General features: G+C 69.0%; 27 protein-coding genes. 15 read left to right on the top strand and 12 right to left on the bottom strand.

The window, feature by feature from the left end; genetic code table 11:
* Window positions 1-39: 39 nt before the first annotated feature.
* Window positions 40-1,914 carry an acyl-CoA synthetase gene (locus tag AC07PA_RS02925; protein ID WP_494655361.1) on the bottom strand — a complete coding sequence of 625 codons (1,875 nt, stop codon included), beginning with the start codon at window positions 1,912-1,914 and terminating at the stop codon, window positions 40-42.
* 417 nt (window positions 1,915-2,331) lie between these two features.
* Between AC07PA_RS02925 and pssA the strand changes: the two genes are divergently transcribed.
* Window positions 2,332-2,961 (top strand): CDP-diacylglycerol--serine O-phosphatidyltransferase, encoded by a 630-nt coding sequence (gene pssA, locus AC07PA_RS02930; protein WP_007855955.1) that lies wholly within the window; start codon window positions 2,332-2,334, stop codon window positions 2,959-2,961.
* 57 nt (window positions 2,962-3,018) lie between these two features.
* On the opposite strand, the gene AC07PA_RS02935 is transcribed toward pssA, so the two are convergent.
* On the bottom strand, window positions 3,019-3,942 hold the full coding sequence (locus AC07PA_RS02935; RefSeq protein WP_494603307.1) for a DMT family transporter: 924 nt from the start codon (window positions 3,940-3,942) through the stop codon (window positions 3,019-3,021).
* 151 nt (window positions 3,943-4,093) lie between these two features.
* Here AC07PA_RS02935 and minC point away from each other — a divergent pair, with 151 nt between their 5' ends.
* From minC to yccS, 5 genes are all read left to right on the top strand, one after another.
* Complete coding sequence (minC, locus tag AC07PA_RS02940) at window positions 4,094-4,927, top strand: septum site-determining protein MinC (protein ID WP_007855952.1); 834 nt, start codon at window positions 4,094-4,096, stop codon at window positions 4,925-4,927.
* A 3-nt stretch (window positions 4,928-4,930) separates the two neighbouring features.
* Window positions 4,931-5,749: a septum site-determining protein MinD gene (gene minD, locus AC07PA_RS02945; protein ID WP_007855951.1), complete on the top strand. Its 819-nt coding sequence runs from the start codon at window positions 4,931-4,933 to the stop codon at window positions 5,747-5,749.
* Window positions 5,750-5,752: 3 nt separating this feature from the next.
* Window positions 5,753-6,019 carry a cell division topological specificity factor MinE gene (gene minE, locus AC07PA_RS02950; RefSeq protein ID WP_007855949.1) on the top strand — a complete coding sequence of 89 codons (267 nt, stop codon included), beginning with the start codon at window positions 5,753-5,755 and terminating at the stop codon, window positions 6,017-6,019.
* A gap of 44 nt (window positions 6,020-6,063) precedes the next feature.
* Window positions 6,064-6,456 (top strand): VOC family protein, encoded by a 393-nt coding sequence (locus tag AC07PA_RS02955; protein ID WP_494603304.1) that lies wholly within the window; start codon window positions 6,064-6,066, stop codon window positions 6,454-6,456.
* 103 nt (window positions 6,457-6,559) lie between these two features.
* The gene (gene yccS / locus AC07PA_RS02960; protein ID WP_494603302.1) at window positions 6,560-8,797 is read left to right on the top strand and encodes a YccS family putative transporter; all 2,238 of its coding nucleotides are present in this window, start codon (window positions 6,560-6,562) and stop codon (window positions 8,795-8,797) included.
* Window positions 8,798-8,803: 6 nt separating this feature from the next.
* Here the strand turns inward: yccS and AC07PA_RS02965 are convergent, their stop codons facing one another.
* Both AC07PA_RS02965 and AC07PA_RS02970 read right to left on the bottom strand, forming a co-directional pair.
* Window positions 8,804-9,391, bottom strand: a complete 588-nt coding sequence (locus tag AC07PA_RS02965) for an MOSC domain-containing protein (RefSeq protein ID WP_494603300.1) — start codon at window positions 9,389-9,391, stop codon at window positions 8,804-8,806.
* On the bottom strand, window positions 9,388-9,909 hold the full coding sequence (locus AC07PA_RS02970) for a flavin reductase family protein (protein WP_007855944.1): 522 nt from the start codon (window positions 9,907-9,909) through the stop codon (window positions 9,388-9,390). Before AC07PA_RS02970 ends, AC07PA_RS02965 begins: the two co-directional genes overlap by 4 nt.
* A gap of 205 nt (window positions 9,910-10,114) precedes the next feature.
* Here AC07PA_RS02970 and AC07PA_RS02975 point away from each other — a divergent pair, with 205 nt between their 5' ends.
* Both AC07PA_RS02975 and AC07PA_RS02980 read left to right on the top strand, forming a co-directional pair.
* Window positions 10,115-10,897 carry an alpha/beta fold hydrolase gene (locus AC07PA_RS02975; RefSeq protein WP_494603298.1) on the top strand — a complete coding sequence of 261 codons (783 nt, stop codon included), beginning with the start codon at window positions 10,115-10,117 and terminating at the stop codon, window positions 10,895-10,897.
* 74 nt (window positions 10,898-10,971) lie between these two features.
* Window positions 10,972-11,955 carry a M14 family zinc carboxypeptidase gene (locus AC07PA_RS02980; RefSeq protein ID WP_494603296.1) on the top strand — a complete coding sequence of 328 codons (984 nt, stop codon included), beginning with the start codon at window positions 10,972-10,974 and terminating at the stop codon, window positions 11,953-11,955.
* A gap of 23 nt (window positions 11,956-11,978) precedes the next feature.
* On the opposite strand, the gene AC07PA_RS02985 is transcribed toward AC07PA_RS02980, so the two are convergent.
* Window positions 11,979-13,319, bottom strand: a complete 1,341-nt coding sequence (locus AC07PA_RS02985) for a D-amino acid dehydrogenase (RefSeq protein WP_494603294.1) — start codon at window positions 13,317-13,319, stop codon at window positions 11,979-11,981.
* A 131-nt stretch (window positions 13,320-13,450) separates the two neighbouring features.
* On the opposite strand from AC07PA_RS02985, the gene AC07PA_RS02990 reads away from it, so the two are divergent.
* Together AC07PA_RS02990 and AC07PA_RS02995 are read left to right on the top strand one after the other, a co-directional pair.
* Complete coding sequence (locus AC07PA_RS02990; protein WP_007862149.1) at window positions 13,451-14,365, top strand: LysR family transcriptional regulator ArgP; 915 nt, start codon at window positions 13,451-13,453, stop codon at window positions 14,363-14,365.
* Window positions 14,366-14,529: 164 nt separating this feature from the next.
* On the top strand, window positions 14,530-15,147 hold the full coding sequence (locus tag AC07PA_RS02995; RefSeq protein WP_007862151.1) for a TetR/AcrR family transcriptional regulator: 618 nt from the start codon (window positions 14,530-14,532) through the stop codon (window positions 15,145-15,147).
* Between the two features lie 41 nt (window positions 15,148-15,188).
* Here AC07PA_RS02995 and AC07PA_RS03000 read toward each other — a convergent pair whose 3' ends face one another.
* On the bottom strand, window positions 15,189-16,193 hold the full coding sequence (locus AC07PA_RS03000) for a zinc-dependent alcohol dehydrogenase family protein (protein ID WP_007862157.1): 1,005 nt from the start codon (window positions 16,191-16,193) through the stop codon (window positions 15,189-15,191).
* Window positions 16,194-16,303: 110 nt separating this feature from the next.
* Here AC07PA_RS03000 and AC07PA_RS03005 point away from each other — a divergent pair, with 110 nt between their 5' ends.
* Window positions 16,304-17,185, top strand: coding sequence for a LysR family transcriptional regulator (locus AC07PA_RS03005; protein WP_007862159.1), 882 nt, complete (start codon window positions 16,304-16,306; stop codon window positions 17,183-17,185).
* Window positions 17,186-17,242: 57 nt separating this feature from the next.
* Here the strand turns inward: AC07PA_RS03005 and AC07PA_RS03010 are convergent, their stop codons facing one another.
* The 3 genes from AC07PA_RS03010 to AC07PA_RS03020 form a co-directional block, all read right to left on the bottom strand.
* The gene (locus AC07PA_RS03010; protein ID WP_007860510.1) at window positions 17,243-17,665 is read right to left on the bottom strand and encodes a universal stress protein; all 423 of its coding nucleotides are present in this window, start codon (window positions 17,663-17,665) and stop codon (window positions 17,243-17,245) included.
* A 117-nt stretch (window positions 17,666-17,782) separates the two neighbouring features.
* Window positions 17,783-18,628 (bottom strand): metallophosphoesterase, encoded by an 846-nt coding sequence (locus AC07PA_RS03015; RefSeq protein WP_494603290.1) that lies wholly within the window; start codon window positions 18,626-18,628, stop codon window positions 17,783-17,785.
* A gap of 12 nt (window positions 18,629-18,640) precedes the next feature.
* A complete protein-coding gene (locus AC07PA_RS03020; protein ID WP_494603288.1) occupies window positions 18,641-19,645 on the bottom strand; it encodes a LysR family transcriptional regulator in 1,005 nt (334 codons plus the stop codon).
* A 128-nt stretch (window positions 19,646-19,773) separates the two neighbouring features.
* On the opposite strand from AC07PA_RS03020, the gene AC07PA_RS03025 reads away from it, so the two are divergent.
* From AC07PA_RS03025 to AC07PA_RS03040, 4 genes are all read left to right on the top strand, one after another.
* On the top strand, window positions 19,774-20,199 hold the full coding sequence (locus AC07PA_RS03025) for a hypothetical protein (RefSeq protein WP_494603286.1): 426 nt from the start codon (window positions 19,774-19,776) through the stop codon (window positions 20,197-20,199).
* Between the two features lie 215 nt (window positions 20,200-20,414).
* A complete protein-coding gene (locus tag AC07PA_RS03030; RefSeq protein ID WP_494603284.1) occupies window positions 20,415-20,855 on the top strand; it encodes a hypothetical protein in 441 nt (146 codons plus the stop codon).
* Window positions 20,856-21,102: 247 nt separating this feature from the next.
* The gene (locus tag AC07PA_RS03035) at window positions 21,103-21,462 is read left to right on the top strand and encodes a YciI family protein (protein WP_145694272.1); all 360 of its coding nucleotides are present in this window, start codon (window positions 21,103-21,105) and stop codon (window positions 21,460-21,462) included.
* Window positions 21,463-21,489: 27 nt separating this feature from the next.
* A complete protein-coding gene (locus AC07PA_RS03040; protein WP_494603282.1) occupies window positions 21,490-22,725 on the top strand; it encodes an RNA polymerase sigma factor in 1,236 nt (411 codons plus the stop codon).
* Window positions 22,726-22,792: 67 nt separating this feature from the next.
* On the opposite strand, the gene AC07PA_RS03045 is transcribed toward AC07PA_RS03040, so the two are convergent.
* The 3 genes from AC07PA_RS03045 to AC07PA_RS03055 all read right to left on the bottom strand — a co-directional run bounded on the left by AC07PA_RS03045 (window position 22,793) and on the right by AC07PA_RS03055 (window position 25,887).
* A complete protein-coding gene (locus AC07PA_RS03045; protein WP_494603280.1) occupies window positions 22,793-24,655 on the bottom strand; it encodes a phosphoenolpyruvate carboxykinase (GTP) in 1,863 nt (620 codons plus the stop codon).
* 287 nt (window positions 24,656-24,942) lie between these two features.
* The gene (queC, locus tag AC07PA_RS03050; protein WP_494603278.1) at window positions 24,943-25,650 is read right to left on the bottom strand and encodes a 7-cyano-7-deazaguanine synthase QueC; all 708 of its coding nucleotides are present in this window, start codon (window positions 25,648-25,650) and stop codon (window positions 24,943-24,945) included.
* A 90-nt stretch (window positions 25,651-25,740) separates the two neighbouring features.
* A complete protein-coding gene (locus AC07PA_RS03055) occupies window positions 25,741-25,887 on the bottom strand; it encodes a hypothetical protein (RefSeq protein WP_007860492.1) in 147 nt (48 codons plus the stop codon).
* Between the last annotated feature and the right edge of the window lie 58 nt (window positions 25,888-25,945).

The following is a 25,945-nucleotide window of genomic DNA, read 5'->3' on the forward strand; positions in this document are numbered from 1 at the left end:
TTTGTCTCCTGGAATCGTTATGGGTCTTGGGGGAAAAGCTCAGGCACCGGGCGCTGACAGCACCACCTGCATCTGGATGGGCAGGGGCGCCAGTACCTGGCGCAGGCGGTCGGCGAGGGCTGGTGCGCCACCGTCGACCGCTACGCGCACGGCGCTTTCGCCTTCTGCCTGCACGCTGGGGCGCGTGGTGGCGCCGAGTTCGGTGCACACGCCGTCGACCAGCGCCTGCACCGTCCGGCAGGCGGCCTGCAGGCGCAGGGCGGGCTTGTAGATCTTGCCCACATTGGTCACGGGCATGGTCTCCAGCACGGTCAGCGTGCGCGGGCGCGACACGGCCTCGTCCACGCCCGCGCAGACGAAGTCCAGCAGCTCGGCCTCGCTGGCCTGGGCGCCCGGCACCAGCGTGGCGAACACCACGGGCAGCTCGCCCGCATAGGCATCGGGGGCCCCCACGGCGGCGCACAGCTGCACGGCGGGGTGGGCGCCCAGGGCGTCCTCGATCACCTTCGGGTCGATGTTGTGGCCGCTGCGGATGATGAGGTCCTTGGAGCGCCCGCTCAGGTGCAGGCGGCCTTCGGCATCGACAAAGCCCAGGTCGCCCGTGGCCAGCCAGCCATCGGCCGTGAAGGCCCGGGCCGTGTCGGCAGCATCGAGAAAGCCCGAGAACAGGTTGGGCGAGTGGAACAGCACCATGCCCGGCTGGCCGGGCGGCATCTCCTGGTCCGAGGCATTGCCGTGCGCATCGAGCGCCACGATGCGCAGCCGCGTGTAGGGCAGGCGCCAGCCAACGCAGCCTGCGGGCGCGTTCACGCCCGGTGGCGTGATGGTGGAGATGCCGGCCATCTCCGTCATGCCCAGGCTCTCGTGCACATGCAGGCCGAACAGGCGCTCAAAGCGCGCCGCGAGCTCGGGCGCCAGCACCGCCGCACCGGTGCGGCAGTAACGCAGGCCCGAGATGTCCGCACCATCGAGTGGCACATTGGCCAGCGCCGCCAGCACCGTGGGCACGGCCGACAGGTAGGTGCAGCGGTAGCGCTCGGCCAGGCGCCAGTAGTTGGCGATCACCTGGCGGTTGCGGAACAGCCCGGTGGTCGGGATGATGGTCTCCACCCCGGCCGACAGTGCCGCCAGCGCGCCCGGCAGCACGCCCGCCACGTGGAACAGCGGGTAGCCGTTGATGCCGGCGTCCTCGGGCCGGATGCCCTGCATCTGCACGCAGGCCCAGGCCGTGAACACCTGCGCGCCATGGCTGTGGCGCGCGAGCTTGGGGGCGCCCGTGGTGCCCCCGGTATGGAAGTAGGCCGCGATGTCACCGGCCGCGATGCGACGCCCGCTCACCAGCCGGTCGTCGGGCTGGGCGCTGCGGCTGGCAAAGTCGATCACGCCGTCGGGCAGCGGGCCGGCGGCGCCCGCTGCCTCGCCGTGCGGGGCCACGCGCAGCACGGTGCGCAAGGTCGGCACCTGGCTGCGCAGGCCCATGGCCTTGGTCCAGAAGCCCGAATCGCCGTCCTCGCCATAGGCGATCAGCACCTTGGCGCGGGCGAGGGTCATCATGGAGGCGAGCTTCTCGGGTGTGAGCAGCGGGTTGAGCGGCTGCACGATGGCGGCCGCCTCGCCGCCCCACAGGGCCAGGTGGTATTCCAGGCAGCCGGGCAGCAGCACGGCCACGGCATCCTGCGGGCCCACGCCCAGGTCGTGCAGCAGGTTGGCCGTCTGGTGGATGCCAGCGAGCAACTGCGCGTACGACCAGCGCATGGGTTCATCCGCCGGGTTGGCGGTGGGCAGAAAGCTCAGCGCCGTCTTGTCGCCAAAGGCATGGGCCGAGTTGCAGAAGATCTCGTAGGTGCTCTGCACCGGCAGCGCCTGGGCCAGTGGCAGCGCCTCCAGGCGCTCCACGTCCTGCAGGCTGCGCACCGGAAACGCGGGGGCGAAGGGGGCCGACAGGGGCGGGCGTGCGCGCGCGCCGCCGGTGCCAAGGGGGGCCGCCGTCATGGAGCGGGGGCCCCCGCGGCGACAGGGGTGGGGCAGGGCGAGAGTGCGCTCCCGGCAGTGTGCATGGTTTGTCTCCTGGCAAATCGGGGCCCATCCTGGGAAACAGGTGGGCCGGTCATTGTTGGTGCGCGATGATTTTTTGACAATTGCACAAAACCATGGACACACTGTTCAAAAAACATTGACAGTCGCAAGGCCATCGCGCGGGGCCTGGGCTGCATGCGCCTGCTGCCGGGGCCATCCCACCCGCGCGGGGAGTGTGCCTACAGAAGGCGGTGCGCGCCGCCGCCCATAATGTGGCGTCACCACTTTCCCTGGCGCGACCGGTGCGCTCCTGACATGACCACTCCCCAAACCCATCCCAAGCGCTTTTCGATGATCCGCGAGTTCCACCTGGCCGACTGGTTCACGCTGGGCAACGCGGTGTGCGGCGTCGGGGCGCTGTTCTCGGCCATGACCTACCTGGGCACGCGCGACGTGCTGCACATCTACTTTGCCGCCGCCCTGGTGCTGGCGGCGCTGGTTTTCGACGTGCTCGACGGGCGCATCGCGCGCTGGCGCCAGAAGAGCTCGGCCATGGGGCGCGAGCTCGATTCGCTGGCCGACGTGATCTCGTTCGGCGTGGCGCCTGCCATCATTGCCTATGGCTGCGGCATGCAGGGCCTGTACGACCGTGTGGTGCTGGCCTACTTCGTGGCCTGCGGCGTCTCGCGCCTGGCGCGCTACAACGTCACGGCCGAGTCGCTCTCGGGCGACGACGGCAAGGTCCGTTACTTCGAGGGCACGCCCATCCCCACCTCCATCGTGCTCGTGGCCCTGATGGCCCTGGCCGGCTACATGGGCGCGCTGGGCGAGAACCTGTGGTTCGGCAAGGTGCTGATCGGTGGCTTCACGCTGCACCCGCTGGTGCTGGTGTTTGCGGCTTCCGGCTCGCTGATGATCAGCCGCATCCGTATCCCTAAATTCTGAACATCCCCCTGGGTCGCTTCGCGCCTGGAACGTCTGTGCCGAGGCGCCGTGTGGCTCTCAGGCCGCAGCCGGCTTGCGATTGACCAGCACAATCCCCACCGCCACCAGCCCCAGGGCCACCAGCAGCCCCGGGGTCACGGGTTCGCCCAGCCACCAGGCGCCGAACAGCAGGGCGAAGACGGGGGTCAGGAAGACGAACACCGAGATGCGCGTGGCCGGGTAGTGGGCCAGCATCCACATCCAGGCCAGGTAGCTCACGAAGGCGCCCACCAGGGCCTGCACCAGCAGCGATCCCCAGGCGAAGCCGCTGAAGTGCCAGGTCCAGGTCTCGCCCAGCACCAGGGACAGGAGGGGCAGCACGGCAGCGCTCACGCCCACCTGGTAGAGCAGCTGCTTGGCCGGGGCGACGCGCGCCAATGGCGTGGTGCGGATCACCACCGTGGTCAGCGCCCACATCAGGCCCGAGGCCACGCCCAGCAGGTCGCCGAGCCAGGCCAGGGGCATGGCGGCGTTGGCCGGGCCCAGCATGCCGTCGCCCAAGGCCAGCGCCACGCCCACGAAGGCGGCAGCCAGGCCCAGCCACTGCCAGCCGCGCAGCCGCTCGCTGGGGATGAAGCGCGGCAGCAGCAGGGCCACCCAGAATGGCGCCCCGTACAGGAACACCGTGAGCCGCGAGGCGCTGGTGTACTGCAGCCCCAGGTAGATGCAGGCGAACTCGCCCGCGAACAGGGCCCCGGCCAGCAGCCCGGCGCGCAGCGCGCCCGCGGGCTCGCCACGGCTGGACAGGGGCACGCCGCGCCACAGGCACCAGGCGGCAATGGCCAGCGCCGCCAGCACGAAGCGCACCGAGGCCTGGAACACCGGGGCCACCTCGGCCACGGTGGCCTTCACCAGCACCTGCTGGAAGCCCCAGAACATGCAGCAGGCGAGCAGCAGGCCGATGGCCAGGGAATCGAGGTGGGTCTTGCGGGCAATGGGCATCGGCCGATTATGGAAGGGGCGTGCCCAGGCCGCAGGGCAGCGCCCGGCCGCGGCCTGAAACGTCGCGAGACAAGGCCTCTTTGGGCCCACGGTACACTTTGCGGCTGGCGATACCGGCTTTCGGGCGCTTTCTTCACCCAACTCCGTTGACATGGCCTTTTCCACGGCGGCCCAGGTCCGCACCCGCTTCGATCTCAAGAGCGCTTCGCTGTCCGTGGTGGCGGTGCTGCTCAAGACCACTGATGCCGCCCAGTTCGCCGCCGAACTGGCCGAGCGTGTGGCCGATGCACCGGGGTTCTTCGACAACGACCCGGTGCTGATCGACCTGGCGCTGGTGCGCGAGGCCGAGGAGTCCATCGACTTCGCGGCCATCGTCGCGGTGCTGCGCGAGCACCGCACCCTGCCCGTGGCGGTGCGTGGCGGCAGCCCGGCCCAGATGGACGCCGCGCGCGCCGTGGGGCTGGCGGCGGTACCCGATGCCCCGGCGGCCCGTGCCGAGACGGCAGCCGCCCCGGAACAGGAGCCCGAACCGGACCCGGAGGCGCAGGTCCAGGTGCAGGAGGTCATCCGCGAGGTGGTGCACGAGGTCGAGGTGGTGCGCGAAGTGCCCGTGGCCGGCCCCGGCACCATGGTCATCGACAAGCCGCTGCGTTCGGGCCAGCAGGTCTATGCGCGCGGCTGCGACCTGGTGGTGCTGGCCATGGTCAGCTTCGGTGCCGAGGTGATCGCCGACGGCAACATCCACGTGTATGCCCCGCTGCGCGGGCGCGCCATTGCCGGCGCGCGCGGCAACACCGAGGCACGCATCTTTTCCACCTGCATGGAGCCGCAACTGGTGTCCATTGCAGGCATCTACCGCACCACGGAGACCGCCCTGCCCGATGAGGTCGCGGGCAGGCCGGCCCAGGTGCGCCTGGAAGGCGAGAAGCTCTTCATCGAGCCGCTGCGCAATCCCGTACGTATCAACCCCAGAGAGATCCAATAATCCATGGCCAAAATCGTCGTCGTGACCTCCGGCAAGGGTGGTGTGGGCAAGACCACCACCAGCGCCAGCTTTGCCACCGGCCTCGCCCTGCGCGGCCACAAGACCGCCGTGATCGACTTCGACGTCGGCCTGCGCAACCTGGACCTCATCATGGGCTGCGAACGCCGCGTGGTGTACGACCTCATCAACGTGATCCAGGGCGAGGCCAACCTGAACCAGGCCCTCATCAAGGACAAGCAGTGCGAGAACCTGTTCGTGCTGGCTGCCAGCCAGACACGCGACAAGGACGCCCTCAAGCAGGACGGCGTGGAGAAGATCCTCAAGGACTTGGCCGAGATGGGCTTCGAGTACATCGTCTGCGATTCGCCCGCCGGCATCGAGAGCGGCGCGCTCATGGCCATGCACTTCGCCGACGAGGCTCTGCTGGTCACCAACCCCGAGGTCTCCTCGGTGCGCGACTCCGACCGCATCCTGGGCATGCTGGGCAGCAAGACAAAGCGCGCCATCGAGGGTGGCGAGCCGATCAAGGAGCACCTGCTGATCACCCGCTACAACCCGAGCCGGGTCGAGGACGGCCAGATGCTCTCGCTCGAGGACATCCAGGACATCCTGCGCATCAAGCTGATCGGCGTGATCCCCGAATCCGAAGTGGTGCTGCAGTCGTCCAACCAGGGCACGCCCGCCATCCATGCCCAGGGCACGGATGTCTCGGAAGCCTACAAGGACGTGATCGACCGTTTCCTCGGCCAGACCGACAAGCCCCTGCGGTTCATTGACGCAGAGAAACCCGGCTTCTTCAAACGCCTGTTCGGGAGCAAGTAAGACATGGCATCGTTTCTTTCCTTTCTTCTCGGCGAAAAGAAGAAGACGGCCAGCGTTGCCAAGGAGCGCCTGCAGATCATCCTGGCGCACGAACGCAACGGCCGCAACGCCTCCGAACCCGACTACCTGCCCGCGCTGCAGCGCGAACTGGTGTTGGTGATCTCCAAGTACGTGAAGATCAACCCCGAAGACCTCAAGGTGCACCTGGAACGCCAGGACAACCTGGAGGTGCTGGAGGTCAAGATCGAGCTGCCCGATACGGTGCGCTGAGGGCGCCGCGCGCCCGGCGCCCTGTGACCGCTGAAGGGGGTTCCATGCTGTCCCATGTCCATGTCGGCGTGAGCGATTTCGGGCGCGCCCTGGCGTTCTATGGGCCGGTGCTGGAGCGCCTGGGCCTGGCGCAGCGCTTTTGCGAGCCTGAAGTGCCCTGGGCCGGCTGGCAGGTGCCGGGCGTTGCGCGCCCGCTGTTCCTCATTGGCCGCCCCTTCGACGGCCAGGCCGCCAGCCCCGGCAATGGCGCCATGAACGCGTTGCTGGCCGCCGACCGCAGCACCGTGGACGAGGTCCATGCCCTGGCCTTGCGCCATGGCGGCACCTGCGAGGGGCCGCCTGGACTGCGGCCCCAGTACCACGCGAACTACTACGGGGCGTATTTCCGCGATCCGGACGGCAACAAGCTGTGCGTGTGCTGCCACGGGGCTGCCTGAACAGGCACCTGGCCTGCCACCGGGACTGTTTCGTGCCCCCGCCGGTCGCCATGGCCGGCTTATTGCTTAATACTTAGGGTAATCCCTGATATGAGGCATTCCCGTGGACGAATCCTGGAAATCCAGCTGGCAGCGCGCACGCAACCATGAGGGCTTCACGCGCGGCGCGGGTGCCTTCTGCGCGCTGGCGGCCGTGCTGGCCTGGGGCTGGTGGGCCGGCTGGCAGGCCGAGCTGATGCCGGTGCTGCTGGGCGTGATCGCCAGCGCCCTGACCGAAACCGATGACAGCTGGCGCGGCCGGCTGCGCGCGCAGCTGCTGGCGCTGGGCTGCTTTGGCCTGATGGCGCTGGCGGTGTGGGCCACGGTGGCGTGGCCCTGGGCGCTGATGGGGGTGCTGGCGCTGTCAGCCCTGGGGTTCAGCCTGCTGGGCGCGCTCGGCGAGCGCTGCCGGACCGTCGCCTTCGGCTCCCTGGTGCTGTTCATCTATGCGGCGCTGGCCGCCCACACCAGCCGTGCCGGGGCGGCGCAGGCGGCACCGCTGATGCTGGCGGGAGCGGCCTGGTACGGGCTGGTCTCGGTGGCCTGGGCCGGGGCCATGCCGCGCGCGCCGGTGCGCTTTCGCCTGGCCCGGCTGTATGCGGTGCTGGGCGAGTACCTGCGCCTGAAGGCCCTGCTGCTCGAACCCGTGCGCGATGTGGACCTGGAGCGCCGGCGCATGGCGCTGGCCCTGCACAACGGGCGCGTGGTGGACGCCCTCAACGCCGCCAAGGAAAGCCTGATGAGCCGCATGGGCCGGGGTCAGCCCCCTGCCTGGCTGCAGGCTGCCATGCACCAGTACCTGGCCGCGCAGGACGTGCACGAGCGCGTGAGCTCCTCGCACGAGCACTACGACCTGCTGGCCACGGCGTTCTTCCACAGCGACGTGCTGTACCGCTGCCAGCGGGTGCTCACGCTGCTGGGCGAGCAGGCCCTGCGGCTGTCGCTCGCCATCCAGCAGCAGTCGCCGCCGCAGCACGGGGGCATGACCTCCCGCGCCATCGAGGACCTGCAGGCCGCCATCGCGCACCAGGACGGCATTGCCGCCGACCTGGCGGGCACGCAAGGGGCCGCCTCCATGGCCCGGCCCCTGCGCTCGCTGCACGCCCTGGGCAACAACCTGGCGGCCATGGCCGCGGTGTTCGCGACCGCCCTGGGGGGCGCCGCCGCCGGCGAGCGCGGCGGCGTCGACCATGCCCTGTTCGACCGCGAGCCGCGCAGCCTGCGCGATGCCTGGGGCCGTGTGCGTGCGCAGCTACATGCGCAGTCGCCCTGGCTGCGGCACGGCGTGCGGCTGGCGCTGTCGCTGTTGGCGGGCTTTGGGCTGATGCAGGCCACCAGCGACCCGCACGGCTACTGGATCCTGCTGACCATCGTCTTCGTGAGCCAGCCGCAGTATGCGGCCACGCAGACGCGGCTCATGCAGCGCGCCAAGGGCACGGCCATCGGCCTGGCCCTGGGCTGGGCGGCGATCCAGCTGTTCCCCGGGGCGCTGGTGCAGGCTGCGCTGCTGGTGTTCGCCGGTGCCGTGTTCTTTGGCGCGCGCCACACCCGCTACGTGCTGGCCACGGCGGCGGTGACCACCTTGCTGCTGCTGGGCTTTCACCAGATGGGCATGGCCCAGGGCGTGATCCTGGCGCGTCTGCTGGACACTGCGGCCGGCTGCCTGATCGCGGCGGCCGCCGCCTGGCTGGTGCTGCCGCACTGGCAATCGCGCCAGTGGCCACGGCTGGCAGCCCAGGTGCTGCAGACCCAGGCCCTGTACCTGCGCGCCATCCTGGCGCAGTACCACAGCGGCAAGCACGACCACCTGGAATACCGCCTGGCGCGGCGCAATGCGCACAATGCCGATGCCGCGCTGTCCAACTCCTACAGCGCCATGCTCAAGGAGCCGCGCGGCGTGCGCGGCAACGTGGATGCGGTGGCCAACTTCCTGCGCCTGTCGCACACCCAGCTCAACTACCTCTCGGCCCTGGGCGCGCAGCGCGGCGGTGCCGATGCCAGCCCCGTGGACGCGCGCGCGCAGGAGATGGCGAGCGCGCTGCTGGCGTCGCTGCAGCAACTGGCCGGGCAGCTCGAACAGGCCCAGCAGCAGGCGCGGGGCCGGATCTCCCGGGCGCCTGCGGCACCGGCCGTGGCACAGGTGCTGCAGGAGTTCGGCGAGCCCGCTGCCGCGCCGCCGGCCGTGCCTGCCCACAGCCTGATGGCGGCCCAGCTGGCACTGGTGGGCAAGGTGTTTCCGCAGCTCCAGGAGCAGGCGCGGCAATGGGCCGAACCGCAGCGCGGGCCGGCTGCGCAGCCATGAAAGCCGCTAGCGCGCGTGTTTGGCGAACTTGGCGGCGAAGGCCTGGGCAATGCTCAGCGAACGCCGGCCGGGCACCAGCGTGGCCCGCTGTCCCGCGGTGAGGGTGCCCGCCTCGTCCACCGCCAGGTAGTAGCCGCAGCAGCCCGCCAGCGCCATGGCGCGGCCGGCCTGGGCAAAGCCCATCACGGCGTTGAACTTGAAGCAGGGCTCGCGCGGCGCCGTCACGCGCAGCACGCAATCGGGGAAGTGCAGCTCGTCGCCGATGAAGACCTCACCCTCCAGCGGTCCGTCGACGGTGAGGTTCTCGCCCATGAATCCGGGCGGCAGCTCCTCGTCGAACAGGCTCACGCCCCGCTCGCGCCGCTGCGCCTGCCAGAAGGCATAGTGCGCAGCCGGGTAGGCATAGACCGCCTTGTCCAGGCCGCCGTGCACGTTCAGGTCCGCCTGTTCATCGCCGGCCAGGCCCAGCCGCCCCACGGCCACCGGGCCTGCGGCCGGCGCCTTGCCGATGGCGGTGAGCACGCTGCGCTCGCCCACCTTGAGGCGCCGCGCGCTGCCGGTGTTCACATGGCGCGCCAGCACGCCCTGCGTCACAGCGGGTGCTCGGTATAGAAGCGGCCGCCGTGGTACAGCAGCGGCGGTACGCCGGCGCGGTGGCTGCAGTGCTCGACCTCGCCCACGAAGATCAGGTGGTCGCCTTCTTCGTAGCGGCTGCGGTTGAAGCACTCGAAGCTCGCGGCGGCGCCGTCCAGCACAGGTGCACCATTGGTGCCGGGGTGGTGGCTGACGCCGGCCCAGCGGTCGATGCCGCGCGTGGCAAAGCGCTCGGCCAGCGCCTTCTGGTCTGCGGCGAGCACGTTGATCGCATAGTGGGCGCCGTTGGCGAAGGTGGACATGGTGCTGGCGCCGCGCGACAGGCTCCACAGCACCAGCGGCGGGTCCAGCGAGACGGAGTTAAACGAGCTGGCGGTGAGCCCCACCAGGCTGCCGTCCTCATTGCGCGCCGTGACGATGGTGACGCCGGTGGCAAACATGCCCAGCGCGTCGCGGAACTCGCGGGCGGAGAAGCTCGGGGGCCGGGCAAGGGCAGGGCGGGGCAGGGGGCGGTTCACGAAGGGCAGGCGCTGGGGCCGAAAAAAGGGCAGGAGACCATTATGGTCTGCATGCCACAGCCATGTTGCGGCCGGGGGCGCTGGAGGTGTCGCGCATGCGGGCCTGGGACCCGGGGCGTGGATGCCCCGACCGCCGTCCGGGGTTAAAAACACCTGGGCTATCATGAACCGACCCTTGCCATGGCAGGGATTGCGCAGGACATCCATGGCACTTCTTCCCCATTTCTCCACCCTGGGCAGCGGGCCTACCGTGCTCATGCTGCACGACGCCGACGGCGGCCACCTGAGCTTTGCGCCCCAGGTCGAAACCCTGGCCAGCCTGGGCTACCGGGCCGTGGCCTGGGACATGCCCGGCTATGGCAACAGCGCCCCCATCGAACCCTATGGCTTCAAGGGCCTGGCCGAAAGCTGCCTGGCGCTGATCGATGCGCTGCAGTGCGGCCCCGTGACGCTGGTGGGCCACGGCATGGGCGCCATGGTGGCGCTGGAAGTGGCCGTGCGCCAGAGTGCCGTGGTGCGCCGCCTGGTGCTGTGCGCGGGGGGGCCGGCCCTCGATGCCCAGGCCCGGCAGGACTGGGTGGAGCCGCGCCTGGCGGCCCTGGATTCCGCGCAGGGCGACATGGCCTTGCTGGCCCAGGGCCTGGTGCCGCAGTTCATCGGCAGCGGCGCCCTGCCCGAAGGCGTGCGCCTGGCCACCCATGCCCTGTCGCAGGTGTACCGGGGCTCCTACCGCCGCGCACTGGAGGCGCTGTCCACCTTCGACCGTGGCGCCAGCGTGCTCGGCCGCCTGCACATGCCCACGCTCATCATCGGTGGTGCACAGGACCGCTGCACGCCCCCCGCGGCCCTGCAGGCCCTGGCCCACGTGCTGCCCGACGCGCGCCACCTGAGCCTGCCGCATGCGGGCCACTGGCCGCAGCTCGAAGACCCCGACGGCTTCGACGGCGCGCTGGCGGAGTTCCTGGCTTCTGCGCGGGTACTGCATTGACCCAGGGCGATTCTTTCGCGTCCCGTGCGCGGACCCAGGGCTCGGCCTGGCCGGGTTCGTTGCTGGCCGGAGCTGTGCTCGCCGCCCTCACGGCGGGGGGCTTGTGGATCGCTCCGCGGGCCGGTGTGGAGCGCGGCACGACCGCACAGCGGGCAGCAACGCCGGTGCAGGTGCTCCAGGCGCCGGCGCCCCCGGACCCCTCCACTGCAGCCCCGGAGCCTGCGGCCCCTGTACCGGCTGCACCGGTGGCGGCCGCCGCTGCGCCGGCCGGTCCCGGGGCCTGTGCGCTCTTTCTTGCTCGCCTGCCCACCGTCTCGCGCGCGCAGTGCGAGGAGGCACAGCTCACGCCCAGTGGCGCGCTGTCGGCGCATGGCGTGCCCTTGTTCTGGCGCGATGTGCCTGCTCCGGTGGGCACGGGCGCTGCCGAGGCACCCTTGCGCGTGCTGATTGCCGGCGCCATTCATGGCGACGAGCTCACGGCGGCTGCGCTGGCGCTGCGCTGGATCGCTCTGGCCGAGCAGGCCGGGCGGCCCGTGCACTGGCGCTTCGTCCCCGTGCTCAACCCCGATGGTCTGCTGGCCAGGCCCGCCACGCGCACCAACGGCCGTGGCGTGGACCTGAACCGCAACTTCCCCACGCCCGGCTGGGAGAAGGATGCGCCGCTGTACTGGGACAAGCGCACCAAACGCGACCCGCGGCGTTTTCCCGGCAAGGCGCCGCTGTCCGAACCCGAGTCGCAGTTCCTGCACGCCCAGATGGCGGCCTTCCGGCCGCACCTGATCGTGAGCATCCATGCGCCCTATGGGGTGCTCGATTTCGATGGCCCGCTGTCGCCGCCCGAGCGGCTGGGCCGCCTGTGGCTGGACCAGGTGGGCATTTTCCCCGGATCGCTGGGCAACTATGGCGGCGTGCACCGCGGCATGCCGGTGGTCACCATCGAGCTGCCGCATGCGCTGAACATGCCTGCGGATGCCGAGGTGCGCTCCATGTGGCGCGACCTGCTGCGCTGGATGGGCGAGCACTGGCCCGAGGCCCCGGGCACGGAGCCCAGGCCCTGACACAGTGGCCCCGCCTGGGGAGGTCAGGAAGTGGCCAGCGTGGCACTGCGCGGCCGTGCCGCCTGCTCGCCCAGGAAGCCGAAGTTCATGGCCGGCTGCTCGCCGCTGATCAGTTCGGCCATCGCCTTGCCCGAGCCCGCGCCATGCGTCCAGCCCAGCGTGCCGTGGCCGGCGTTGACCCACAGCTTGCCCACGCGGGTGCGGCCGATGAAGGGGATGTTGGTCGGGGTGGCGGGGCGCAGGCCGGTCCAGTACTGCGGGTTGCCGCCCTGCTCGGGCGTGCGCGTGTCGCACACGCCGGGCAGGATTTCCTCGATGCGGCGCGACAGCATGTGGCAGCGGGCCTTGGCCACCGGCGAGTCGAGCGACAGGTCGTAGCCGCCAAGTTCGATGGTGCCGGCCACGCGCAGCACGTTGCCCAGGCGGCTCATGGCGATCTTGCGGCCGTCGTCGATGGTGGAGACCGAAGGCGCTGCCTCGGGGCGCAGCAGCGGGAAGCTGGCGCTGTAGCCCTTGCCGGGGTAGATCGGCAGGTCCACGCCCACCGTGCGCAGCAGCGGCGCACTGTAGGAGCCGCAGGCCACCACGACCGCATCGGCCTTGAGCAGGAAATCCTTCTTGAGGCCGCCCGCACCACCGCGGGCCATGACGGCCACCGAATCGATGGCGTCGCCGATCTTGTTCAGGCGCAGCACGTCGTGGCCGTACAGGAACTGCACGCCGCGCTCGGCGCAGCGGCGCGCCAGCGCCTGGGTGAAGACGCGGGCGTCGCCGCTCTCATCGGTGCTGGTGTAGGTGCCGCCCGTGATGTGCTCGCCGTAGGCCTTGAACGCCGGCTCGATCTGCAGCAGTTCTTCGCGGCTCACCAGGCGGCGCTGCACGCCATGCGTGCGCATCAGTTCCACGGCGTGGCCGGCATCGTCGAAGGACTTCTGGTCGGTATAGAAATGGGCAATGCCGCGTTCGAGCCGGTGGTAGTCGATGCCCGTGCTGGCCACCACCTCCTTGAGCGCCGTGTGGCTGTACGCGCCCAGGGCCACGATCTGCTGCACGTTGCGCTCGAAGGCCGTGTCATTGCACTGGGCCAGGAACTTGAGGCCCCAGCGCCACTGGTCCCAGTCCAGTTGCGGGCGGAACAGCAGGGGCGCCTCCTTGTCGAACATCCATTTGAGCGCCTTGAGCGGGGCCTCGCGGTTGGCCCAGGGCTCGCAGTAGCTCACCGAGATCTGGCCGGCGTTGGCAAAACTGGTCTCCAGCGCCGCATCGGGCTGGCGGTCGACCACGATGACCTCGTGGCCACGCTCCAGAAGGTGCCACGCGGTGCTGATGCCGATGATGCCGGCGCCCAGGATGATGGTTTTCATGGATGGCAGTGTGATCCACATTGCGTTCTACTAAAAGCAAAATTAAACTCAATCCAAACGCATCAGTCTGTCTAATGCAGCGGCCGCCCACGAGGCGCCCGCCGCCCGAGTTTTTTGCGAGCCTTGAAGCCATGAGCACCTACGACCCCGCCGCCCTGGAATGCCTTGCCGCCATCGTCGAAGAAGGCGGCTTCGAGCGCGCCGCCCAGCGCCTGAACGTCACGCAGTCGGCCGTCTCGCAGCGCCTGCGCGCGCTGGAGGCGCAGGTGGGCTCGGTGCTCATCGTGCGCAGCCGGCCGCTGCGGCCCACTTCGGCGGGGCAACTGCTGCTCAAGCACACCAAGCAGATGCGCCTGTTGCGCGCCGACCTGGAGCGCGACCTGCAGGAGCTGGCCCCGAGCGCGCCCGGCGCCACGCGCGAGGACGAGCGCATCTCGATCGCCATCAATGCCGACAGCATCGCCACCTGGGCCATGGGCGCCCTGCACGAGCTGGTGGGCCAGCGCCTGCCGCTGGAAATCATCGTCGACGACCAGGACTTCACGCAGGAGTGGCTGCGCTCGGGCCAGGTGCTGGGCTGCGTCACCACGCTCAAGCAGGCGCTGCGCGGCTGCAAGATGGTGCCGCTGGGCGCCATGCGCTACGTGGCCGTGGCGTCCCGGGACTTCGCCGCCAAGCACCTGCCCCATGGGCTCACGCCGCACAATTTCCGCGAGGTGTCCTTCCTCTCGTTCAACCGCAAGGACGACATGGCGGCCGAGTTCGTGGCGCGCACCTTCGGGCTCAAGCGCGTGGCGCTCAACCACCTGTTCGTGCCCAGCACCGAGGGCCAGATGCGCGCCGTGGCCGCCGGCTGGGCCGTGGGCGTGGTGCCCGAGCTGCTCGCGCGCGGGCCCGTGGCCGACGGCAGCATGGTCGACCTGGCGCCCGGCCATGCCCTGCCCATCCAGCTGTACTGGCACTGCTGGAACCTGGAGTCGGTGGTGCTCGATGCCCTGAGCGCCGCCCTTACCGCCACGGCCGCAAAGACGCTGACCCAGCCCTGAATTGGGGCCCGGAAGCGGCAAAAGCCGTCAACAGGGGGTAACCCGCACGAAATAACATTCCCCGCAGTGGGGCGGCACGATTCCTGCAGACTAAAACGTGAACGGCGTAGTTGTAAAGCAACTTAGTCATTTATTTTTTTACTGCAATGTATAAGATGGGGTCCATGTCCACCACGCTACAACCCAAAGTGTCCTTCAAGGAGCAGATGCACCAGGCGCGGGAGGGGGCGATCCTCCAGTCGGCCTGTCGCCTGCTGGGTGAAAAAGCCTTCGACGCCATGACCATGGACGATGTCGCCAATGCGGTGGGCATCGCCAAGGCCAGCCTGTACAAGCATTTCTGCAGCAAGGAAGAGCTGTGCAGTGCCGCCATGGTGCAGATCCTCGCGAGGGTGCGCACCTACCTTGCGGCGCTTCCGGCCGAGCTGCCGGCCCATGAGAAGCTGCGTGCCCTGGTGCGCTGGTCGCTCGAGCGCCTGCTGACCAACGAGATGCCGCTGCTGCCCAGCCGCAACTCGTCGCTGCGCGCCGTGCTCATGGCCGACAAGGATTACCTCGATGGCCTGGTCATCGTGAGCGACCAGATCGGCGAGTGGATCACCGAAGCCCAGGCGCAGGGCGTGATCAACCCCACGCTGCCGCCGCTGGTGGTGCTGTACACGCTGTATGCCCGTGCCTGCGACCCGGTCGTGACCTTCCTCAAGGAAGGCGGCCAGTACTCCGACGCCGAGATCGTCGACCTGGTGCTGCGCACCTGCTTTGACGGGCTCGTAGCCCGCTGACCCGCTGACGCCACCAGGGGCGCGCTGGCGCGGCCCGTGGCTCAGTGCGAAATCACCAGCTTGCCGAAATGCTGCCCGCCTGCTGCGAGGTGGGCATAGGCCTCCCGCGTGTCGCCGATGCCGAAGACGCGGTCGATGACCGGCACGATGCGGTGCGCCGCAATCGCCCGCGCGGCTTCGGCCAGGTCGGCCACCGAGCCGGTGTTGTTGCCCACCACGCGCAGCGCCTTGACGATCACGGGCAGCAGATCCACCGGGGCCGAGGTTCCGCCCACGAAACCCACCGTGAACACCGTGCCGCCCATGGCAGCGGCCTGCAGCGAGCGGGCGATGGTGGTCGCGCCCACCGTCTCCACGACCAGGTCGGCCCCATGCCCCGCGGTGAGTTTGCGCACCTCCTCGTCCCAGGCGGGCGTGGCGCGGTAGTTGATGAGGTGGTCTGCGCCGAGCCGGCGTGCACGTTCGAGCTTCTCGTCGGACGAGGAGGCGAGGATCACCGTGGCGCCCGAGGCCTTGGCGAACTGCAGCGCAAAGATGCTCACGCCCCCCGTCCCCAGCAGCAGAACCACCGAGCCGGGCCGCACCCCTGCCGAGCGCACGGCATTCCAGGCCGTGGTCGCAGCGATGGGCAGCGTCGCGCCGTGGGCGAAGTCCAGGTGCGCCGGCAGGGCCACGAGGCTGGCGGCGGGCACGGCCACGTAGTCGGCGAGCGATCCGGGCAGCGTCAGCCCGCGCATGGCGGCCACATGGCGCGGCGTGATGGCTCCCCCCTGCCAGTGGGGCATGAAGTGCGGAATCACCCGGTCGCCCAGGGCCAGGCCGCTGACGCCGTCTCCGAGTGCCGCCACCTCACCGGCCCCGTCGGCCACCGGCACCATCGGAAAAGCGGGCACCGGAAAGCCGCCGGTGGCGACGGCCACGTCCAGGTAGTTCAGTGCGGCGGCGCGCAGGCGCACCAGCACCTCGCCCGGACCGGCCACCGGGTCCGGCAGGTCGGTGGCGCGCAAGGCGGTGAGCGAGGGGGCGGTCAGTTCGATGGCTTTCATGGCGGTTGCTTTCAGGGATGCGGTGGTGATGAAGTGGCCGCCAGTGTGATTTCAAATTGGCAGCGGATAAACTGCGAATTCATTGATTGATTTGAAATCAGGGGTGTTTAATGGACGTGTTCGACAGCATGCAGGTCTATGTGCTGGCGGTCGAGAAAGGCAGCCTCAGCGCTGCCGCGGTGGCCTGCGGCATCTCGGCCACGATGGCGGGCAACCACCTGCGCACGCTGGAAAAGCGGCTGGGCATGCGGCTGCTGCAGCGCACGACCCGGCGCCAGCACCTGACGCCGTTTGGCCAGGACTACTATGTGCGCTGCAAGGAAATCCTGCGGCTCGTGGCCGAGACCGATGCCCAGGCGCAGAACCAGCAGCTCGCCCCGGCGGGCAGGTTGCGGGTGACGGCCCCAGTCACGTTCGGTACCGACGCCCTGATGCCGGCGCTGCCGGACTACCTGGATCGCTATCCCGAAGTCAGCATCGACGTATCGCTCTCCGACCGCGTGGTGGACCTGGTGGAGGAAGGCTTCGAGGCCGCGATCCGCGTTGGCGAGCTGCCCGATTCGGCGCTGATCGCCCAGCCGCTGGCCCCGTACCGGTTGATGGTCTGCGCCTCCCCGGCCTATCTGGAACGGCGCGGTACACCGCGGCAGCCGCAGGACCTGAGCCAGCACGAGTGCCTGTCTTTCGCGCCCACCGCCCTTGCGCACTGGCGCCTGGCGGACGGGGAGGGCAGCAGCAGCCGGGTGCCGGTTTCAGGGCGCCTGCAGGTCAACCAGGGCCAGGCGCTGCGGGTGGCGGCCGTGCACGGCCTGGGCATCGTGCTGCAGCCAGCCATCCTGCTGCAGGCGGACGTGCAAGCCGGGCGCCTGGTCCAGCTGTTCCCCGACCATGAACTGCCCAGCCGGCCGATGAACGTGGTCTACCTGCCGGACCGCTACCGCTCGGCCAGGCTGCGCAGCTTCGTGGACTTCCTGGTGGAGCGGTTTCGCTGACGGCAGGCACACGCGAAAACGCCCGGCATGCCGGGCGTTCTAAGGTTGTGCAGGGGCTCAGCGCACCAGCAGCACCGGCACCTTGCAGTGCGCCAGCACCTGGGTCGTGACGGAACCCACGACCAGGGTGGCGAGGGCACCGTGGCCGTGCGAGCCCATCACCAGCAGGTCGTAGCGACCGGAGTCCGCCACCTTGGCGATGGTCTCACCGACATGGCCGACCTTGACGATGGTCTTGGCCTGCACGCCCTGGCGGGAGATGAACTTGACGACCGGGGCCAGGACCTTGTCGGCCTCCTCGGCGTGGTAGGTGTCCACGGCTTCCTTGCCCAGGGCCGAACGGGCACGGGCGGGCAGGGGGGCCTGCACGGTGAGCACCGTGTAGTCGTGTTTCGGGCCCAGCAATTCCTCGTGCGCAGCGAGGTAGGCGAGCATTTTTTTCGTGTAGGCGCTGCCGTCGACAGCGAGCAGGATGTTCATTCGAGTTCTCCTAGTTGGTATGACAGACCGTACCTTGCGCTGTCGGTTGTTGTCTTGACCTGTGTCAGGCTTATTCGATCCTGCGCTTGGCAAGGGAGCGGCTCCCTCGCCAGGCCATCATACGGTCACGCAGTAGCGGGGCCGGAAGGTTTCCTGTTCCCCATTGCGGGCATAGCCCAGCGGGTTGGCCACCACGCGGCATTCCCAGGGGCTGCCATCGGCGCGCACGCCCTGGGCGATGTAGTCGCTGGGTGCATGCAGGTGGCCGTGGATCCAGACCTGGGCATCCTGCAGCAGCTCGTCGAGCACATTGCAAAAGCCCGCCGTGCCGGGCACCACGCCGTAGCGCGGGTCGGCACTGCGCAGGCTGGGCGCGAAATGGGTGATGGCCACCGTGGTGCCGTCGAAGGGCGTGGCCAGCGCCCCGCGCAGCCACTCGGTGCAAGTGAGCGCCAGCTCCCGCATGGGTTCGGCCAGGAAGGGCTCGCCATCCTTGGTGCCACCGGTCTTGCGCAGGTAGTGGTTGGCTGCGCGGAAGGCCTTCTCGCGCAGCTTCAGGCGCCGCGCCAGGTCGGTCACCTGGGCATCGTCGGCCAGCGCGTCGTAGTCGGCCCACAGCGTGGTGGCCACGAAGCGCACGTCATCGAGCACCAGGGTCTCGCGCTCCAGCATGCGGATGCCCAGGCGCTCGCAGGTGGTGCGCAGGCGTTCGTGGGCGACATCGAAGTCGAGCGCGTCGTACTCGTGGTTGCCGGGCACGAAGAGCACCGGCGTCGGCCAGCCCGCGAACTGCGGCAGCGGGGAAAACCGCGCCAGGCCGAAGTCCTCGTCCTGCATGCGGCCGCCCTCCTGGTAGGAGCCGATGTCACCCGCCAGCACCAGCAGGTCGGCGCCCGGCGCGGGCTCGGGCGTGAAATCGGGGTTGGCTTCGAGGTGCAGGTCGGACAGGATCTGGATTTGCATGGACCCCGCAGTCTAAGGCGTGATGCCGAACGACGTGCCCGCCGAATGGCCGGGCTCTCCCTGCGGAAACGCGCGCCGGGCCGAACGCGCCAGCGCCGACAGCAGCCAGCCCATGGCCGCCTCCTGCGTGCTGTTGCGGCGCCACAGCGCGTCCACGTGCACCGGCGGCACGTCGAAGGGCAGGCTGCGCTGCACCAGGGCGTCAGCGATCCCGGTCACCGGCACGAAGTGGCGCGGCAGCACGGTGAGCATGTCCGAACCCGAAACCACGCGGCCGGCGGTGAAGAACTGGTTCACCGTGAGCACCACGCGCCGGCGGCGCCCGAGCGAGGCCAGCGCTTCGTCGATGAAGCCGAAGGGCCGGCCCGAGAAGCTCACCAGCATGTGGCGTGCCTCGCAGTAGGCATCGAGCGTCAGCGGCGCATCGGCCAGCGGGTGGCCCTGGCGCATCACGCACATGTACTCGCTGTCGTACAGGCGCCGGCTCTCGAACGAGACCATGCCACCCGATTGCGCACGCGCCGTGAGGTCGGCCAGCACGGCCGGGAAGTAGCCCACGGCCATGTCGGCGGCCTCTTCCTCGAGCAGGCGGCGCGGGTCGCGCGTGGTCAGGGGCACCACGCGCACTGCGACACCGGGTGCCTCGCTTTCGAGGATTTCCACCAGGCCGGGCACCAGCGTCGCACCCGTGGCATCGGCCATGGCCAGCACGAAGGTGGATTCGGCCGTGGCCGGATCGAAGCGACTGGGCGACAGCGATTCCTGCAGCTGCGTGAGCGCGTCGCGGATGGGCGGCCACAGGGCCAGGGCCCGGGGCGTCGGCTCCACGCCCTGGCCGCTGCGCACCACCAGGTCGTCGCCCAGCACCTCGCGCAGGCGGCGCATGGCATTGCTCACGGCCGGCTGGGTCAGCGAGAGCTTGTGCGCGGCCTTGGTCAGGCTGCGCTCGGCCATCACTTCGTCAAAAACCCGGAGCAGGTTCAGGTCGAGCGAGCGGAAGTTGAGGCGGCTGGGCATGGCGTCAAATCATCACGAGTGTGAATATCAATGATTCAACATATAAATTTGAAAGACTAAAGGGTAAACCCTAGTATTGCGCCATCGCCCGGGCAATGTCGCCAAAAGCGCTGAATAGGGGAACCGAAATGACCAATTTTGTACACGTGGACTATCCAACCGAACATCCAGGCGTGGTTCGCGCCGAAAACGCCGCCGCTGCCCTCAAGGGCATTGCCGCAGGTTTCGACAGCGCCCGGGGCGCTGCTTCCCTGATGCTGGCCGCCGTGGTCTCCGGCCTGCTGGTGCTGGCCAACCAGGTGGTCGATAGCTGGACCGAAGGCCACCTGCTGTCGGCCTGGGTCGTGCTGTGGCTGGTGGCATTCGCCGCCCTGGCCCTGCTGTCCGCACCGGCCCGCCGTGCCGGCCTGGCCCTGCGTGCCGGTGTCACCCGCTGGGCCGAAAGCCAGCGCCATGCCGCCGAAGACCGCCGCACCTGGCAGGTCGCCCTGCGCGATCCGCGCATCATGGCCGAGCTGAACCACGGCCTGACCGACATCCGCAAGTTCTACTGAGCCGCCGCTCCTGCCCCCGGGCAGGGCCGACCTCGACATTCAAGCCGTGGCATTCCACGGCTTTTTTGTGGCCGGCCACCCCAGGGAAGACCGGCCACATCACTGCAGTGAATGGCGGTAATTCAAGATATAAACTTGATAACACATGGGGTAAACCCTAAGATTCAGTCACTCGCCCGGCAATGTCGCCACAAGCGCTGATAAGGGGAAACCAAATGACCAGTTTTGCACACGTTGACTATCCAACCGAACACTCGGGCGTGATCCGCGCCCAGAACGCCGCTGCCGCCATCAAGGGCATCGCAGCCGGCTTTGACAGCGCCCGTGGCGCCGCCTCCCTCCTGCTCGCCGCCATCGTCTCCGCCCTGCTGGTGGTGGCCAACCAGGTGATCGACACCTGGAGCGAAGGCCACTTGCTGGCCGCCTGGATGGTGCTGTGGCTGGTGGCGTTCGCCGCCCTGGCCCTGCTGTCGGCCCCTGCACGCCGTGCCGCCGCCGCCCTGCGCGTGGGTGTTGCCGGCTGGGCCGAAAGCCGCCGCCGCGCCGCCGAAGACGAGCGCACCTGGCAAGTCGCCATCCGCGACCCGCGCATCATGGCCGAGCTGAACCACGCCATGGGCGTGCGCACGGTGAACGACCTGCGCGCCGGCTACTGAGCGGGCCCTGCTCCTGCCTGCCGCACGACGGCTGGTGGAATCTGAAAAAGCCGTGGCATGCCACGGCTTTTTTCATGGGCGCTTGCGGGCCGTGGTGGGACGCGGGACGTGGAAACGGACAAAATAATCGGGGCGCATGTCGAAAAAGCCGAGGCGACGGCGTCCTTGGTGCACCGGAATCCCTGGCGCGCCAAGCCGCACCGGGCGGTTCCGGAGTCTTGACGTTCACCACTTCCAAGGAACCACCATGAAGTACATGCTCCTGATCTACAGCGACCCCCAACGCGAGCCCGCCTACGGCACGCCCGGCTTCCAGGCCATGATGGCCGGCTACTTCGCGCTGAGCGCGAAGATGCGGGACGATGGCGTCCTGGTGGCCGGCGATGGACTGCAAGGGATCGAAACCGCCACGTCGCTGCGCATCCGTGGCGGCAAGGTGGAAACCATGGACGGCCCGTTTGCCGAAACCAAGGAACACCTGGGTGGCTACTACGTGGTCGAGGTGCCCGACCTGGATGCGGCCCTGAAGTACGCGCAGGCCGTTCCCACCGCAAGCCATGGCACCGTCGAGGTGCGGCCGCTGATGGTCTACGACACGGCGGCCTGAGCCAGCCGCATTGCCTGGCCGCCGACCATGGGCCCATCCGCCTCAGCAGCGGTCGCCGTGACCCAGGCCCTGAACCGCCTGGCACGCGAGGACCGGGGGCGGCTGATGGCGGCGCTGATCGCCCGGCTCCGGGACTTCCAGCTGGCCGAGGATGCCCTGCAGGACGCCATGGAGTCGGCGGTGTCCCACTGGAGCCGCTCCGGCATCCCGTCGTCGCCCCTGGGCTGGCTGCTGCGCGTGGCCTACCGCAAGGCGCTGGACCGCATCCGCAGCCACCGGACGGCCGACCGGATCGGCGACAGCCTGCTGGTGCTTGCGGGCGGCGAGGCCCACGAAGTGGAGACCGACGAGATTCCGGACGAGCGTCTGCGCCTGATCTTCACCTGCTGCCACCCGGCGCTGGAGCAGAAGTCGCAGGTGGCGCTCACATTGCGCGTGGTGGCCGGCCTGTCCACCGCGCAGATCGCCCGGGCCTTCCTGGACCAGGAAGCCACGATGGGCCAGCGCCTGTCGCGTGCCAAGGCCAAGATCGCCGCGGCGCGCATCCGCTATGCGGTGCCGGAGCCGGCCGAATGGCCAGAGCGCCTGGCCGCCGTGCTCGCGGTCATCTACCTGGTCTTCAACGCCGGCTACTCCGCCGGGCCGCAGCGGGGGAACGGGCTGGCGCAGGAGGCCTTGTACCTGTGCGCGCTGCTGGACCGGCTGCGCCCCGGCGAGGCGGAGATCGAGGGCTGCCTGGCCCTGCTGGTGATCAGCCATGCCCGCCGTGCGGCCCGCACGGATGCCGGTGGCCAGACCATACCGCTAGGCCAGCAGCAGCGCGGGCTGTGGAAAACGGAAGAAATCGCCGCAGGCGTGGCGATCCTGGAGCGGGCGCTGGCCCGGCATGCCCTGGGGCCCTACCAGCTCAAGGCCGCCATTGCCGCCTGCCACTGCGAGGGTGAGCACTCGGACTGGGCGCAGATCGCCCTGCTCTACGACCGCCTGCTGGCCTTCGAACCCACCCCCGTGGTGCGGCTGAACCGGGCCGTGGCCCATGCCGAAGCCGGTGCGCTGGATGCCGCTTTGGCCGAGCTCGAGGACATAGCGCCGGGCCTGCAGGACTACCAGCCCTTCTTTGCCGCGCAGGCGGAGCTGCTGGTGCGCAAGGGCTTGCACGCACGGGCCCGCACAGCCTACGAGACGGCCCTGGCGCTGGCACCCTCGCAGGCCGATGCCGCGTGGCTGGCGTTGCGCCTGGGTCGACTCGCCGACAAGGGATAGGGACCTCCAGCCCAAAAAAAAGCCGCCCTGGCAGGGCGGCTTTGCTGTCGCAGGTGGGCTCAGGCCATCAGGCGGCCAAGCGCTTTTCGATGGCAGCCTTGGTGTCCAGCAGGGCCTGGGGCAGGTGGTAGGCCAGTTGCTCGAAGTGCGTGGTGTGCAGCTTGAGCTCTTCGGCCCAGGCGGCCTTGTCGATGCTGGTCACGGTGTTGAACTGGGCGGCGCTGAAATCCAGGCCCGACCAGTTGATCTCGGCGTAGGCCGGTGCCACGCCGAACATGGTTTCCTCGCCGGTGGCCTTGCCTTCCAGGCGGTCGATCATCCACTTGAGCACGCGCATGTTCTCGCCGTAGCCGGGCCAGACGAACTTGCCGGCCTCGTCCTTGCGGAACCAGTTGGTGGTGTAGATGCGCGGCAGGGTGGCGCCCGAGGCAGCCAGCTTCTCGCCCAGCGTCAGCCAGTGCTGGAAGTAGTCGCTCATGTTGTAGCCCATGAAGGGCAGCATGGCGAAGGGGTCGCGGCGCACCACGCCCTGCTGGCCGAAGGCCGCAGCGGTGGTTTCCGAGCCCATGGTGGCGGCCATGTAGACGCCTTCGGTCCAGTTGCGTGCCTCGGTCACCAGCGGCACCGTGGTGGAGCGGCGGCCGCCGAAGATGAAGGCGTCGATCTTCACGCCCTTGGGGTCGTCCCAGGCGTCGTCGAGCGCGGGGTTGTTGGTCGCGGCCACGGTGAAGCGGGCGTTCGGGTGGGCCGCCTTGGCGCCGGTCTGCTTGGCGATCTCGGGGGTCCAGTCCTTGCCTTGCCAGTCGATCAGGTGGGCGGGCTGGCCGCCGGTGTCCTTTTCCATGCCTTCCCACCAGACGTCGCCGTCGTCGGTCAGGGCCACGTTGGTGAAGATCACGTCCTTGTCCAGGCTGGCCATGCAGTTGGGGTTGGTCAGCGTGTTGGTGCCGGGGGCCACGCCGAAGTAGCCGGCCTCGGGGTTGATGGCGCGCAGGCTGCCGTCGGCCTGGGGCTTGATCCAGGCGATGTCGTCGCCGATGGTGGTGACTTTCCAGCCGCTGAAGGCGTCCGGTGGCACCAGCATCGAGAAATTGGTCTTGCCGCAGGCGCTCGGGAAGGCGGCGGCCACGTGGTACTTCTTGCCTTCGGGGTTGCTCACGCCCAGGATCAGCATGTGCTCGGCCAGCCAGCCCTGGTCACGGCCCATGGTGGAGGCGATGCGCAGCGCGAAGCACTTCTTGCCCAGCAGCGCATTGCCGCCGTAGCCCGAACCGTAGCTCCAGATCTCGCGCGTCTCGGGGTAGTGCACGATGTACTTGGTCTTGTTGCAGGGCCAGGACACGTCCTGCTCACCGGCGGCCAGGGGCGCGCCCACGGTGTGCACGCAGGGCACGAACTCGCCGTCCACGCCGAGCACGTCGTACACGGCCTTGCCCATGCGGGTCATGATCTTCATGTTCACGGCCACGTAGGGGCTGTCGGACAGCTCGATGCCGATGTGGGCGATGGGCGAGCCCAGCGGGCCCATGCTGAAGGGCACCACGTACATGGTGCGGCCCTTCATGCAGCCGTCGAACAGGGGCTGCAGCGTGGCGCGCATCTCGGCCGGGGCCATCCAGTTGTTGGTCGGGCCGGCGTCTTCCTTGGCGGCCGAGCAGATGTAGGTGCGGTCTTCCACGCGCGCCACGTCCGAGGGGTCGGACCAGGCCAGGTAGCTGCCGGGGCGCTTGGCGGGGTTGAGCTTCTTGAAGGTGCCGGCGTCCACCAGCTGCTGGCACAGGCGGTCGTACTCTTGCTGGCTGCCGTCGCACCAGTAGATGCTCTCGGGCTTGCACAGGGCGGCCATGTCGGCCACCCAGGCGAGCAGCCGGGCGTTCTTGACGTGCGAGGGGGCGTTGAGATTCAGGCCCTGCATGGTGGGTGCGTTCATCGGGAGCTTCCTAAGTTGAAAAACAGTCTTTTCAAAGGAAGCGTCCCGGGGCACGGGGCGAAAGGCCTGGCGCAGGTGCGGATGCTGAGCGCTGCCTTTGAAAAAACGGCTTTCTTGCTCAGTCGGCGGGCGGGGCGCGGTTCATCCCCACGGGGTGGAGGACGGATTCCACGGATTCCGCGGGTCGGCTGGGATGTCGATTTTATGAATCTGCCGCCAACTTGTCTGTCAGAAAGGTCCTAAAACCATGCAAAAAAAGCATGGGGTTATGCGGACCTGACGATGGTTCAGCCGTGGCCGTTCCCTGTCCAGCGTTCGTAGCCCGCCTTGCGCAGGGCGCAGGCGGGGCAGGTGCCGCAGCCGTAGCCCCAGGCGTGGCGCTCGCCGCGCACGCCGTGGTAACAGGTGTGCGACTCCTCCAGGACCACGTCCACCAGCGCCTGGCCGCCCAGGTCCTTGGCCAGTTGCCAGGTGTCGGCCTTGTCCAGCCACATCAGCGGCGTCTCGAAGGTGAAGCGCTGGCCCATGCCCAGCGACACCGCGACCTGCAGCGCCTTCAGGGTGTCGTCGCGGCAGTCGGGGTAACCTGAAAAGTCCGTTTCGCACATGCCGCCCACCAGGGTGTGCAGCCCGCGCCGGTAGCCCACGGCGGCCGCCAGGTTGAAGAACAGCAGGTTGCGCCCGGGCACAAAGGTGTTGGGCAGGCCGGCGGCCGTCATCTGGATCTCGGTCTCGCTGGTCAGCGCCGTGTCGCTGATGCGGCCCAGCACGGCCAGGTCGAGCATGTGGTCTTCGCCCAGGCGGCCGGCCCATTCGGGAAAACGCTCGCGCATGGCCGCCAGCACGGTCTGGCGGGCGGTGAGCTCGATGTGGTGGCGCTGTCCGTAGTCGAAGCCGACGGTCTCGACATGGGCGAAATGCGTGAGCGCCCATGCCAGGCAGGTGGTGGAATCCTGTCCACCGGAGAAAAGAACCAATGCGCTTCCGGGTCTCATGGCGAACTCCAGGCTGTGGATGAAAAAAGGGCAAAAAAAAGCCCCGCTGCGCGGGGCTTGCCATGGGGCGTGTGGGGCGCTCCGTGGCGATCAGGCCATGTTCACGGCGATGAACGCCAGCAGGAACATCATGATGCCGCCCACCACGGGCAGCACGATGGGCATCAGCGGGACCACGTTTTCCACGGCGTCGGCCGGATGTTCTTCAGGGGCGTGCGGGGTGTTGTGGTCGGACATGGCGGGGCTCCAGTGCTTAAAACTTGCCCAATTCTAGCCGGTGTGCGGGGCAGGCCCA

This window comes from Acidovorax sp. GW821-FHT09B03 (assembly GCF_059418305.1).